The sequence below is a fragment of the Limnohabitans sp. DCL3 genome (genome assembly GCF_048019295.1).
In the GTDB taxonomy this organism is placed as follows: Bacteria; Pseudomonadota; Gammaproteobacteria; order Burkholderiales; family Burkholderiaceae_C; genus Limnohabitans_A.
In genome coordinates this window covers 1445218-1457702 of sequence record NZ_CP171842.1, presented here as the reverse complement: position 1 = coordinate 1457702, position 12485 = coordinate 1445218, and the positions used below count along the sequence as shown (strand labels likewise).

15 protein-coding genes are annotated in these 12485 nt (G+C 59.7%); 9 read left to right on the top strand and 6 right to left on the bottom strand.

Going from position 1 to position 12485, the window contains the following annotated elements; genetic code table 11:
- Positions 1-66: 66 nt before the first annotated feature.
- Genes ACHEXK_RS06580 through ACHEXK_RS06565 form a run of 4 tightly spaced genes read left to right on the top strand, consistent with a single transcriptional unit; the run spans position 67 to position 3472 of the window.
- Positions 67-1224: an LLM class flavin-dependent oxidoreductase gene (locus ACHEXK_RS06580; protein WP_416548574.1), complete on the top strand. Its 1158-nt coding sequence runs from the start codon at positions 67-69 to the stop codon at positions 1222-1224.
- On the top strand, positions 1221-2144 hold the full coding sequence (locus ACHEXK_RS06575) for an aldo/keto reductase (protein ID WP_416548573.1): 924 nt from the start codon (positions 1221-1223) through the stop codon (positions 2142-2144). The genes ACHEXK_RS06580 and ACHEXK_RS06575 overlap by 4 nt, the downstream gene beginning before the upstream one ends.
- Positions 2145-2696 (top strand): flavin reductase family protein, encoded by a 552-nt coding sequence (locus ACHEXK_RS06570; RefSeq protein WP_416548572.1) that lies wholly within the window; start codon positions 2145-2147, stop codon positions 2694-2696.
- Positions 2693-3472 carry a sulfite exporter TauE/SafE family protein gene (locus ACHEXK_RS06565; RefSeq protein ID WP_416548571.1) on the top strand — a complete coding sequence of 260 codons (780 nt, stop codon included), beginning with the start codon at positions 2693-2695 and terminating at the stop codon, positions 3470-3472. Before ACHEXK_RS06570 ends, ACHEXK_RS06565 begins: the two co-directional genes overlap by 4 nt.
- A gap of 12 nt (positions 3473-3484) precedes the next feature.
- Here the strand turns inward: ACHEXK_RS06565 and ACHEXK_RS06560 are convergent, their stop codons facing one another.
- On the bottom strand, positions 3485-5869 hold the full coding sequence (locus tag ACHEXK_RS06560) for a YgiQ family radical SAM protein (RefSeq protein WP_416548570.1): 2385 nt from the start codon (positions 5867-5869) through the stop codon (positions 3485-3487).
- A 100-nt stretch (positions 5870-5969) separates the two neighbouring features.
- Between ACHEXK_RS06560 and ACHEXK_RS06555 the strand changes: the two genes are divergently transcribed.
- From ACHEXK_RS06555 to ACHEXK_RS06545, 3 genes are read left to right on the top strand one after another with little or no spacing between them, the layout of a single operon-like run.
- A complete protein-coding gene (locus ACHEXK_RS06555) occupies positions 5970-6608 on the top strand; it encodes an IMPACT family protein (protein WP_416548569.1) in 639 nt (212 codons plus the stop codon).
- Positions 6609-6614: 6 nt separating this feature from the next.
- Positions 6615-7220 carry a chromate transporter gene (locus ACHEXK_RS06550; protein ID WP_416548568.1) on the top strand — a complete coding sequence of 202 codons (606 nt, stop codon included), beginning with the start codon at positions 6615-6617 and terminating at the stop codon, positions 7218-7220.
- Positions 7217-7819 (top strand): chromate transporter, encoded by a 603-nt coding sequence (locus ACHEXK_RS06545; RefSeq protein WP_416548567.1) that lies wholly within the window; start codon positions 7217-7219, stop codon positions 7817-7819. The genes ACHEXK_RS06550 and ACHEXK_RS06545 overlap by 4 nt, the downstream gene beginning before the upstream one ends.
- A 15-nt stretch (positions 7820-7834) precedes the next feature.
- Here ACHEXK_RS06545 and ACHEXK_RS06540 read toward each other — a convergent pair whose 3' ends face one another.
- From ACHEXK_RS06540 to ACHEXK_RS06530, 3 genes are read right to left on the bottom strand one after another with little or no spacing between them, the layout of a single operon-like run.
- A complete protein-coding gene (locus ACHEXK_RS06540) occupies positions 7835-8185 on the bottom strand; it encodes a hypothetical protein (protein WP_416548566.1) in 351 nt (116 codons plus the stop codon).
- 16 nt (positions 8186-8201) lie between these two features.
- The gene (gene rlmB / locus ACHEXK_RS06535; protein WP_416548565.1) at positions 8202-8936 is read right to left on the bottom strand and encodes a 23S rRNA (guanosine(2251)-2'-O)-methyltransferase RlmB; all 735 of its coding nucleotides are present in this window, start codon (positions 8934-8936) and stop codon (positions 8202-8204) included.
- 7 nt (positions 8937-8943) lie between these two features.
- The gene (locus ACHEXK_RS06530) at positions 8944-9642 is read right to left on the bottom strand and encodes an ABC transporter ATP-binding protein (protein ID WP_416548564.1); all 699 of its coding nucleotides are present in this window, start codon (positions 9640-9642) and stop codon (positions 8944-8946) included.
- Between ACHEXK_RS06530 and ACHEXK_RS06525 the strand changes: the two genes are divergently transcribed.
- Both ACHEXK_RS06525 and mnmH read left to right on the top strand, forming a co-directional pair.
- Positions 9641-10300, top strand: coding sequence for an arylesterase (locus ACHEXK_RS06525; protein WP_416548563.1), 660 nt, complete (start codon positions 9641-9643; stop codon positions 10298-10300). The genes ACHEXK_RS06530 and ACHEXK_RS06525 overlap by 2 nt on opposite strands.
- Entirely contained in the window at positions 10297-11355 is a 1059-nt protein-coding gene (gene mnmH, locus ACHEXK_RS06520; protein WP_416548562.1) for a tRNA 2-selenouridine(34) synthase MnmH, read from the top strand. The genes ACHEXK_RS06525 and mnmH overlap by 4 nt, the downstream gene beginning before the upstream one ends.
- Positions 11356-11400: 45 nt before the next feature.
- Here mnmH and ACHEXK_RS06515 read toward each other — a convergent pair whose 3' ends face one another.
- Both ACHEXK_RS06515 and ACHEXK_RS06510 read right to left on the bottom strand, forming a co-directional pair.
- Positions 11401-11598, bottom strand: a complete 198-nt coding sequence (locus tag ACHEXK_RS06515) for a hypothetical protein (RefSeq protein ID WP_416548561.1) — start codon at positions 11596-11598, stop codon at positions 11401-11403.
- Between the two features lie 10 nt (positions 11599-11608).
- Positions 11609-12478, bottom strand: a complete 870-nt coding sequence (locus ACHEXK_RS06510) for a DUF2189 domain-containing protein (protein ID WP_416548560.1) — start codon at positions 12476-12478, stop codon at positions 11609-11611.
- Positions 12479-12485: the final 7 nt, after the last annotated feature.

Genomic DNA, 12485 nt, shown 5'->3' with positions numbered 1-12485 from the left:
GGAAACCCGAATCAGGCTTCGCCTGGATTCATTTATGATTCATACACATTCAACAAGGAGCTGTTCATGAGCATTGTTCCCGTCAAGGGGGAAGACATTCAGGGGGCAGAGGTGGCTTGGTTTGCCCCTTTGTGCTCGGATGATTTTCGGTATTTGGGTGTCCCCGACAGCGACTTGCGCAGCAACTGGGCCAACACCAGCCGCATCGTGGCGCGAGCCGATGAACTGGGGTACCGCAACATCTTGTGTCCCTCCTCCTACCAAGTGGGGCAAGACACACTGAGTTTTGTGGCAGCCGTTGCACACCAAACGAAAAACATGAATTTGCTGGCGGCCATCCGCTGCGGTGAAACCCACCCGGCGATGCTGGCGCGAACAGTGGCCACCTTGGACCATATTCTGCAAGGGCGTCTGACGCTGAATGTGATCTCCTCTGACTTCCCGGGCCAGCAAGAGGACAGCGCTTACCGCTACCGTCGTTCTTGGGAAGTGGTTGAAATCCTCAAACAAGCTTGGACGCAAGACGAAATCAACTACGACGGTCAGATTTACAAACTCCAAGGTTTGTCCACCGATCCAGTGCGGCCGTACCAAACCAACGGCGGCCCCCTGCTCTACTTTGGGGGTTACAGCCCCGATGCCCTGGCCTTGTGTGGTGCGCACTGCGATACCTACCTGATGTGGCCAGAGCCCAAAGACATGCTGGCCCAACGCATGCGTGATGTGCATGCCCAGGCCGAAAAACACGGCCGCTTGCTCGATTACGGCTTGCGTGTGCACATGATCGTGCGCGACACCGAAACTGAAGCGCGCGAGTACGCCGAAGAACTGGTCTCCCAATTGGACGATGAGAAAGGTCGTGAAATCCGCCAACGCGCCCTGGACGCAGGCAGTCTGGGCGTATCGCTGCAAAGCGCCAACCGCGCCCGCGCAGACGATGCCGGTTACATCGAGCCCCACCTGTGGACCGGTGTGGGACGTGCCCGCAGCGGTTGCGGTGCCGCCTTGGTGGGCAGCGTCGATCAGGTGCTGAGCGAAATCGAGTCCTACCAAAAAATGGGCATCAGGGCCTTCATCTTTTCAGGTTACCCGCATTTGCAAGAGTGCGAAATTTTCGGCACCAAAGTGCTGCCGCAACTCAAGACCGTGTCCCTTGCACAAACCTATGGCCGTGTTCCGGCCCAAACACCGCCCACACCTTTGGGCACAGGAGTCCGCAAATGAAATCCCCGATTGGCCGCATTCCATTGCCCAATGGCCACAGTCTCAGCCGCATGGCCTATGGCGTTTGGCGACTTTCCGAGGCACAAGACAGCTCGGTCAACGCCAACTTGGCACGCATCGACGCCTGCCTCGAGCAAGGCATCACCACGTTTGACCATGCAGACATTTACGGTGACTACAGTTGCGAATCACTTTTTGGCCAAGCCCTCAAAGCGCGGCCCGAGTTGAAAAACCAGTTGGAGATCGTCACCAAGACGGACATCATGCTGCTGTCCTCCAAATGGCCAGACACGCGGGTCAAACACTACGACACCAGCCCTGCCCACGTCACGGCAAGCGTGGAGCGTTCGCTCTCTCGCATTGGGGTGGATGTGATCGACCTGCTCTTGATCCACAGGCCTGATCCGCTGATGGACGCCCCAGCATTGGGCGCTTGCTTGGATGGCCTGATTGACTGCGGCAAATTGCGCGGCGTGGGTGTCTCCAACTTCATGCCTTGGGATGTGGACCTGTTGCAGTCAGGCATGAAACACCAACTTCAAACCAACCAGTTGGAGCTGAGTTTGCTGAACACCGCCCCCTTCATCAATGGGCAATTGGCCCATGCCCAGCAACACCGCATGCCCGTGATGGCCTGGTCGCCACTGGGTGGCGGTCGCTTGCATGCGCAAGCAGACACAGTTGGCACAGCCGCCGCTCGGCTGGCCCCTCGCTTGAAGCAATTGGCCCAAGCCGCAGGTACCGACACCACCGCTGTGGCCATGGCTTGGCTGATGCACCACCCCGTTGGCGTGTTGCCGGTGATGGGCAGCAATCAGCTCGATCGCATTGCACGCTTTGCAGACGCCGCTCGTGTCCCGATGGACCGCCAGACTTGGTATGGGTTGTATGAACTGGCCAACGGCCATGAAGTGCCGTAAATGAACGAAACCATGCGCCACATGCCCCAAGCCCTGTCTGCCCACGCGCCACAGGGCATCAGCGCCACACCCGATCCGGCCGACTACCGCAAAGCCTTGTCCTGCTTTGCCACTGGGGTGACGGTGGTCACAGCACATTGGCAAGGCAGCGATTGGGGCATGACCTGCAACTCATTTGCCTCGGTCTCACTGGAGCCGAAATTGGTGCTTTGGAGCATCCGCAAAGTCGCCAGCAGTTTGGCTGCATTCACACAATCGGGGGGCTTCACGGTCAGCGTGTTGTCGCACCAACAAACCGAAGTGGCCAAACAATTTGCAAGCGGCGACATGGCTGCCCGCTTCGCTGGGGTACCCGTCCAGCGTCAAGCCAGTCAACGCCAACGCTTGACCGAAGCGGTGGCATGGTTTGATTGCCAATTGCACCAAATGGTCGATGCGGGCGATCACCACATCGTGATCGGCCAAGTCATTGATTTTGGATGGCAAGACCACACCCCAGGCTTGAATTTCTGGCGCAGTCAATTTGGCCAATTTGCGCCGGTTGCGGCATGATGCCCCTTTGGGTGGTCTTCTTGCTGGTCGGTGCAGCTGGCGGTTTTACCGCAGGCTTGTTCGGGGTCGGCGGGGGCTTGGTGATTGTGCCGACGCTCTACTTTGTATGGCGCTCGGACGCGCTCCTGGGGCCAGAGGTCATGCACTATGCGGTCGCCACCTCATTGGCCTGCATCGTCATCACTTCCTTGACGAGTTCTTGGACCCATTGGCGTGCAAAGCGCCTGCAATTTGAACCGATCTATTGGCTGGCTGGCGCTGTGGGTGTGGGTTCGGTCTCCGCCGTTTTGTTGGCCAATTGGCTGCCCACACAGGGGCTCAAAATCGGGTTTGGTGTGTTTGCCTTGATCACTTGCATCAGCATGCTGAGAAAGCCCAGCCAAGCTGCCTCTTCAACCCCGCCAGGCCGACAAGAACTGCTGGGTGCAGGCACCTTCATTGGCCACATTTCGACCTTGCTGGGTGTCAGTGGTGGCGCCATGACCGTCCCTTATTTGGTCTTGCGCGGCGTCGATATGCGCCAAGCCGTGGTGATCAGTTCCGCGGTGGCGATTCCAATTTCAACCATTGGCGCAGTGGGCTTGGCCTTGACAGGCCCGTCCAATGCCCAAACGTGGGGTTATGTGCATGCACCTGCTTTTATAGGCATCAGCGCCGTCAGCATTGTCTTTGCCCATTGGGGGGCACGCCTTTCTCAACGCATGGACAAACGCAAACTCCAGAAAGCGTTTGCGGGTTTCTTGGCGCTGGTTGCACTGCACATGCTGGGCTTTTGACCCGCATGAGCGTCAGGATCTTTGCCGCGGCGGCAGACCCGTGTGCTGGGTCAGCAGCTGGCCCTTCTTGGGCTGCGCCAGCCGCTTGGAAGCGGTGGACAAAGACACCGAAGATTTGGCGCCGGCACCCGTGCTGTTTTTGCGCCGGGCGCTTTGGTAGCCCTCTTCGGCCAGCGGCTGCCAGTTCGGAATCAAATGGTGTTTGCCATTGCCGATCAAGTCGGAGCGCCCCATGGCCTTGAGCGCTTCGCGCAGCAGAGGCCAGTTGTTGGCGTCGTGGTAACGCAAAAACGCTTTGTGCAAGCGGCGGCGTTTGTCGCCTTTGACCACGTCCACTTTTTCGCTGTCGCGCGTGATTTTGCGCAGCGGGTTGCGGGTGGAGTGGTACATGGCTGTGGCTGTGGCCATGGGGCTGGGGTAGAAAGTCTGAACCTGATCCGCCCGGAAACCGTTCTTTTTGAGCCATATGGCCAAGTTCATCATGTCTTCGTCGCTGGTGCCTGGGTGGGCCGCGATGAAGTACGGGATGAGAAACTGCTTTTTCCCCACTTCTTCGCTGTACTTGTCAAACATCGACTTGAAGCGGTCGTAGGTGCCGATGCCCGGCTTCATCATCTTGGACAGCGGGCCGCCCTCGGTGTGCTCGGGCGCGATCTTCAGGTAGCCGCCCACATGGTGCTGCACCAGTTCTTTGACATATTCGGGCGACTGCACGGCCAGGTCGTACCGCAAGCCAGAGCCAATCAAAATTTTCTTGATGCCCTTCAAGTTCCGCGCCCGGCGGTACATGTTGATCAGCGGACCATGGTCGGTGGTCAGGTTCTGGCAGATGCCGGGGAACACGCAGCTGGGTTTGCGGCAGGCCGACTCGATCTCAGGGCTGCGGCAGCCTAAGCGGTACATATTGGCCGTGGGGCCACCCAAGTCGGAGATGACACCGGTGAAGCCTTTGACTTTGTCGCGGATGTCTTCCACCTCGCGGATGATGGATTCTTCGGAGCGGCTTTGGATGATGCGGCCTTCGTGCTCGGTGATGGAGCAAAAGGTGCAGCCACCAAAACAGCCGCGCATGATGTTGACGCTGAAGCGGATCATTTCCCAGGCGGGGATTTTGGTCGCGTGGTCGTGGCTGCCGTTTTCGTCGGCATAACGCGGATGCGGGCTGCGGGCATAGGGCAGGTCAAACACCAAGTCCATCTCAGCGGTGGTGAGCGGGATGGGGGGCGGCGTGATCCACACGTCACGCGCGGTGGTGCCCTCCCCGTGTGCTTGCACCAGACAGCGGGCGTTGCCGGGGTTGGTCTCGAGGTGCAGCACGCGGTTGGCGTGGGCATACAGCACGGCGTCTTGCTTGACCTGCTCGTAGCTGGGCAGGCGGATCACGCTTTTGTCGCGAGGCGGGACTTTGTGGGTGCCTCTGCCGCGCAGCGCGGGGTTGGGCACAAAGTTGAGCGGCTGGACAATGGGCTCAACAGCAGCTTGCACGGTGCGGGCTTGAGCCACAGCAGCGGACAAATCGGCCTCGATGTTTTTGGCGTTGTGGCCTTCGGCCACTTCTTTGGCTTCTTCCTCGCGGGCGCAGGTGGCGCCCTGCTCCCGCGCCTGGTCCGAGATCATCAAATAGGGGTTGATGTGCGCTTCCACGTGGCCCGGCGTGTCCACGCTGGTGGAATCGATCTCGAACCAGCCTTCAGGCGTTTCGCGGCGCACAAAGGCGGTGCCGCGCACATCGGTGATTTGCTGCACCGGCTCACGCGCAGCCAAGCGGTGGGCGATCTCGACAATCGCCCGCTCGGCGTTGCCATACAGCAGCAGGTCGCACTTGCTGTCCACCACGATGGAGCGGCGCACTTTGTCGCTCCAGTAGTCGTAGTGCGCGATGCGGCGCAAGCTGCCTTCGATGCCGCCCAGCACAATCGGCACTTCAGGAAAGGCTTCGCGGCAGCGTTGGCTGTAGACGATGGCGGCGCGGTCGGGTCGCTTGCCGCCCACATCACCGGGGGTGTAGGCGTCGTCGCTGCGGATTTTGCGGTCCGCCGTGTAGCGGTTGATCATGGAATCCATGTTGCCGCTGGTCACGCCCCAAAACAGGTTGGGTTTTCCCAGGGCCTTGAAGGGGTCGGCGCTGGTCCAGTCGGGCTGGGCAATGATGCCGACCCGAAAACCCTGGTTTTCCAGCATGCGCCCAATGACCGACATGCCAAAACTGGGGTGGTCCACATAGGCGTCGCCCGTGACGATGATGATGTCGCAGCTGTCCCATCCCAGTTGGGTCATTTCTTCGCGGCTCATCGGCAAAAATGGTGCCGTACCGAAGCGCTGCGCCCAGTACTTGCGGTAACTGGTCAGCGGTTTGGCGTCACGCGGAAAAAAAGAGACGTCGACAAAGGCGTTCATGGGCTGGGCACTCGGGATAACCCGTTAGTGTAGGGGTTTGGGGGTGGGCCTAAACAACCAGCGGGTATTGCATGGGGCAGGACTGCCCGACAATGGAGGCATGCCTTTTGCCCTTGCCCGCCCTGCACACCACGAACTGGTCATCAAAAAAAGCCGTTTCATTGCCTGCGTTGAATCGGTCACGGGTCGTGAGGCCGCTCTGGACCGGGTGGCGCAGCTCAAAGCCGAACACCCCAGTGCGGCCCATGTTTGCTGGGCGCTGCTGGCCGGTGGCCAATCGGCGGCCAACGACGATGGCGAGCCCGGTGGCACGGCTGGGCGACCCATGCTGGAAGTGCTGCGGCACCAAGATCTGGAAGGGGTGCTGGCCACGGTGGTGCGGTATTTCGGCGGCGTCAAGCTCGGTGCCGGCGGCTTGATGCGGGCCTACACCGATGCCGTTGCGCAGGCTTTGCTCACGGCGCAGAAGGTGGCGTTGATCCCACAAGCACATTTGGCCTGCAGCGTGCCTTATGCCTTGGAGGGTTGGGTTCGGCGCGAATTGGACTTGGCAAAAGCCCTTTTGACCGATGTCACCCATGCCAGCTGGGTGAGCTTGTCTTTTGACTTGCCCCAGTGCCAAGCCACGCAATTGATGGCGCGACTGAATGAAGGGGGCCGCGGACAGCTGGTCTGGCTGGACAATGCCCACATGACGCTGGATGACAAGGTGGGCCTGCGGGCCAGCACGCAGGGATAATGGCGCATGTTTGAAGAACTCCCCTTGAACCGGCCACGGTCAAAAACCGACCTGTTTGTCTCTTTTACCTTGTTGGCATTGCAAGGTTTTGGCGGGGTGTTAACGGTCGTTCAACGCGAAGTGGTGGAGCGCAAACGCTGGATGACCCCTACCCAGTTCGTCGAAGACTGGGCTGTCGCCCAAATTTTGCCTGGCCCCAATGTGGTCAATTTTTGCCTGATCTTTGGTGGTCGTCACTTTGGCCTGCGCGGGGCCTTGGCCTCGATGGCGGGCTTGTTGATCGCCCCCACAGCGGTGTTGGTGGTCATCGCACTTTTCTTCAGTGGCGTCTCGGATCAGACTTGGGCGCAGGGGGCTTTGCGCGGCATGGGCGCTGTGGCAGCGGGCATGTTTGCGGCCACCGGCATCAAACTGATCTCGGCATTGAAGCTCAACCCCATGGGTTGGACCGTGTGCACGCTGGTCATGCTGAGCACCTTCATCGGCGTCAGCCTCTTGCGTTGGCCCCTGCTTTGGGTGCTGCTGGGCATTGGCAGTTTGGCTTGCGGCTGGGCTTACCTGCGTTTGGGCCAGATCGAATCGGCTAAAGCCGCCGCGGGGACCGACTCATGACCTTGTCCTTAGAACTGAGCTGGGCGGACTGGCTGGCCTTTTTCCAGCATTTTTTGTCTTTGTCCTTGCTGGCCGTTGGCGGAGCCATCATCACCGCCCCTGACATGCACCGATTTTTGGTTGATGAAAACCATTGGCTGACCGAGCAACAATTCAGCTCCTCCATCGCTTTGGCGCAGTCATCACCCGGACCGAATGTGCTGTTCGTGGGCCTGATGGGTTGGAACGTGGGTCTGAACGCGGGCGCTGGACTCGGCGGTGGCTGGTACACCGTGGGCTTGTCGGCACTGGGACTGGTGCTGAGCCTGCTGGGCATCATGCTGCCCTCTTCCATCTTGACCTACACCACCACCCGTTGGGCGCACCGACACCGCGATAACCGCAGCGTGAAGGCGTTCAAGCTGGGCATGGCCCCCGTGGTGATTGCCCTGCTGGTCTCCACAGGCTGGCTTTTGACCGCCAGCCACAACCAAATGGCGCGGGATTGGCCGATTTGGTTGTTGACCGTCACCTCTGTGATGTTGGTCTGGCGCACCCGAATCCATTTGCTCTGGCTGATTGCTGCGGGCGCCCTCATCGGGGCCATGGGCTGGGTCTAAACAGCGTTTAGCGCTTCAGCGCGGATTCTCGAAAAAGACCGTGTTCGAAAAATCACTGACTTCAAAGTAGACCTTTTTTTCACCCGGATCGGCCTGCATGTTCAGGTTCTCATCCAGCACACCGTAGCCGTAACGGTAGGAACGGGGTTTGCTGTCTTCGGTGCCCAATGCCGTGCTGATTTTGTCCACTTTCAAAAAGCGACGCACCACCTTGTCTCCGGCATAGACTTCCAGCACCCCGTCAGTGCCTGTCCAGTTTTGGATATCGCGGCTGATTTTGTTTTGTTGCTCTTGGGTGCAAGCGCTGAGCAACAGCAAAGCGGCCAGCCCTGCAGCAAGGGTCGAGCGGGTCATCACGGGGTGCATGGGGGCTCCTGCAGGATCAGCTGCGTTGACGCAAAGCTTCGTACAAACACACACCACTGGCCACCGAGACGTTCAAACTCTCGACCGCGCCACGCATGGGGATGCTCACCAAATCATCACAGTTCTTGCGCGTCAACTGGCGCATGCCTGCACCTTCGGCCCCCAGCACCAGTGCGGTGGGGACTTTCAAGTCGGCCTGATAAATGCTGCGCGGCGCGTCATCGCTTGTGCCGATCACCCAGATGCTGCGCTCTTTGAGCTCGCCAAGGGTTCGGGCCAAGTTGGTGACCATGAAGTACGGCATGGTTTCGGCGGCGCCGCTGGCCACCTTGGCCACGGTGGCATTGATGCCCGCCGCGTGATCTTTCGGCGCAATGACCGCATGCGCGCCTGCACCATCGGCCACGCGCAGACAAGCGCCCAGGTTGTGTGGATCGGTCACACCGTCCAGAACCAAGAGCAAAGGGGGGCCTTGCACCGTGTCCAGCAAGTCATCGAGCGAGTGGTTTTGGGGAATGGGCGAGACCAGCGCCACCACACCCTGGTGGCCATGGCCGCCGGCCAATTTGGCCAGACGCTCGCCATCGGACTCGATCAGTCGCATGCCCGAATCGCGCGCCTTGTCAATGAATTGACGCATGCGGGCGTCGCGGCGGGTGACCTCGAAATGGATTTCAACGACGGATTGGGGGGCGATCTTGAGGCGAACGCCCACGGCATGAAAGCCGAACAGCACTTGATGAGATGACATGCCCTGATTATCGTTGCTCTGCCGATGCATCTGAAGCCATGGACAGCCGGCCCGCTTGAATCACCAAACTGCGCTCACACCTGGCAGCCAATTGCCGATCGTGCGTGACCAAGACCAAGGTGGTGCCCTGCTCGCGGTTGAGCGCAAACATCAAGTCCATGATGGCTTCGCCCGTGGCGTGATCCAAACTGCCTGTCGGCTCGTCGGCCAAGAGCAAATCGGGCTGAACAACAAAAGCACGGGCCAAAGCCACGCGCTGCTGCTCACCACCCGACAACACCTTGGGCAAGTGTTTCAGGCGCTGGCCCAGACCCACACGTTGCAGCATGGCGGTGGCGGTGCTGCGTGCATCGGGTCGATCGGCCAACTCCAGAGGCAGCATCACGTTCTCCAACGCCGTCAAATTGGGCATGAGCTGGAAACTTTGAAAAACAAAACCCACGTGTTGGGCCCGCAAGGCGGCGCGTTCGTCTTCGGACAAATCGAACAGCGATTGCCCGGCCAGCACCACCTGCCCGGTGCTGGGTGTATCAAGACCTGCCAAGATCGCCAGCAAAGTGCTTTTGCCCGAGCCGGAAGCACCGACAATGGCAACTGTTTCACCGGCGTTCAACGAAAAATCGATATCGCGCAAAATGTCCAGCTGACCGCTGGCATCTTGGACACTTTTGGAGACGCCACGCACGGCAATGATGGATTCAGGCATGCACACACCTTTGTTGAGACGTCGCCACTTTAACTGGACCTTGCTGGCCCTGGTTGGCTGGGGCTTTGCTGTGACGGCGCAAGCCGCTTCTTCAGCAGCCACTCAGCGGATTTTGGTGCTGGGCGACTCCTTGAGCGCCGAATACGGTTTGGCCCGTGGTACAGGCTGGGTGGCTTTGCTGCAAAAGCAGGTGGCCCAAGACAAACCAGGTACCGTGGTCATCAATGCCAGCATCAGTGGCGACACCACGTCGGGCGGACGCTCTCGACTGCCAGCATTGCTCACCCAACACCACCCTAGCCATGTGGTGATCGAGTTGGGCGGGAACGACGCGCTGCGCGGCCTGCCCATGAAAATGACACAAGGCAATTTGCTGGCCATGACCCAAATGGCCCAAGCTGCTGGGGCCAAGGTGCTGCTGCTGGGCATGCAGATGCCGCCCAATTACGGCCCCGAAATGGCCCGCCAATTTGAAGCGGCGTATGCCCAGGTGGCTCAAAGCCAAAAGGTGGCGCTGGTGCCCTTCTTTTTGAAAGGCGTGGGCGACGATCCAGAGCCGCTCAAATGGTTCCAAAATGACCGTATCCATCCGAATGAAGCGGCACAACCGCGCCTGCTGGCCAACGTCTGGCCGACTTTGAAGAAACAACTGAAATGAGCGTTCACCTGATTTCGGCCGAACAGGCCATGGCCCAACTGAACCAATTCGATGCCATCCTCGATGCCCGCTCTGAAGGCGAGCACGCCGAAGACTGCTTGCCAGGTGCTTTGAACTGGCCCTCTCTGAACAACGAAGAACGCATCCGGGTCGGCACGCTGTACAAGCAGGTCAACCCCTTCGAGGCGCAAAAAGTGGGCGCTGCCCTGGTGGCCAAAAACATCGCCCGCCACATCGAAACCCATGTGATGGACAAGCCACGCAACTGGCAGCCGCTGGTGTATTGCTGGCGCGGGGGCAAGCGAAGCAACTCCCTGGCGCTGATCCTGGGACAAATCGGCTTCAAGGTCCACCTGATCGAGGGTGGCTACAAAGCATTTCGCAAAGCGGTGATGGCCAACACGCCCCTGCAGGCGCAACGTTTGCAATTCAAGGTGCTGTGTGGGCCCACAGGGTCGGGCAAAACGCGCTTGCTGCAAGCGCTGGCACATCATGGCGCGCAGGTGTTGGATTTGGAGGCCATTGCCTGCCACCGCAGCTCGGTACTGGGCCTGATCCCCGGCTCACCACAGCCGACGCAAAAGGCCTTTGACACACAGGTGTGGGATGCGCTGCGCCGGTTCAGCGCAGACCGCCCCGTGTTTGTGGAAGCAGAAAGCAAAAAAGTGGGCAACTTGACCGTCCCTGCCGAGTTGATGGTCGCCATGCGGGCCAGCCCATGCCTGCGCGTGGACCTGCCACTGGAGAGCCGGGTGAATTTGTTGCTGGAAGACTATGCGTTTTTCACACAAGACCGGGTTCTGTTTGCCGAGCGGCTTGAGCGCCTGAAGGCACTGCGCGGCAAGACCTTGGTGCAGGCTTGGCAAGACAGGATCGAGCGGGGCGAAATGCGCGAAGTGGTGACCGAGTTGCTGTCAGGCCATTACGACCCGGGCTACGAAACCTCAACAAGCCACAATTTCGTGCACTACGCCCAAGCCCCCTTGATCACCCCTGTCAGCCACCGCATGGCCGACATGCTGAATTTGGCCAGCGTGTTGGTGCAAGGGCCCTGAACACGCTGCTGGGATCCCAGGCAACGCCCTCACGGGCGTGGGCGTTCAAGCGGCAGGTGAAGGAGCGTCAGCGGGCCCGGTTGCAGCGGCATCGGCCTCGCCCCCATCAGCCTCCACATCGGATCCATCCTCGGGCAGCACACCCGATTTTCGGTCGGACTTGGCCTTGAGTTTGTCTTCTTTTTTGCGTTTCTTGGCCAGTTCTTTCTGGCGTTTTTCGAATCCGTAATTGGGTGTGGCCAAGATGGCTCCTTTAATTTGAGCTGCCCAATGTAACAGCTTCTTCAGGCCCTTCCTCCCAGTCAACACTGCCCCGGTATGCATGCCAGCTGGCGTGACCCAGCCACGGCCCGACCACAACGATGCCCAGCGCCCAAGGCCACAAGGCTGCGAGGACCAACACACTCAGCAGCAAGCCCCAGAGCAGCATCACGCCTGGGTGCGAAAAAACCACCCGCATGCTGGTGATCACCGCCGAGATGGCATCGGTGTCGCGGTCCAAAATCATGGGGATGGAGACCACCGACAGGCCATAGACCAAGGCGGCAAACACACCACCCACCACCATGTAAACCATCAAAAATTCGAGGTTTTGTGGGTTGAACACCGCCTCGATCACCCCCGTGGTGGAGGGCATACCGGTGTTGAAGAACACCGCGAACACCACCAAGGACGCCCGGCCCCACAGCAGCTCCAGCACCATCAACACCAGCACCAGCATGGCCATGCTGCGGATGTGTTGGTCCCAGCACATGAGCGACGAGGCCATCTCGGGCAACGCGCCGCGCTCGCGTTTGCGGCTGACCTCGTACAGGCCCATGGCCATGAAAGGCCCCAACAGCAAGCAACCGGAAACCAATGAAAGGGTGTACTCGGGCTTGTGCTTGAACACCATGGCCAGCACTTGCGCCATGCCCCAAAAACACAGGCCGTAAAACAAAGCAATGCCCGGGTGATGGCGCATGTCCTTCAGGCCCCGCGTCAGCCACCGAAAAGGATCTGCAAAGCCCAAGGGCCGCATGTGCGCACGCGGCCCGACGGGCGGTGGCGGTACATAGGGCACGGTCATGGTGGGCAAGTCCGATTCTTGAACCACTTCAAGAGACTTGACATCGGCGTTCATGGGTCTG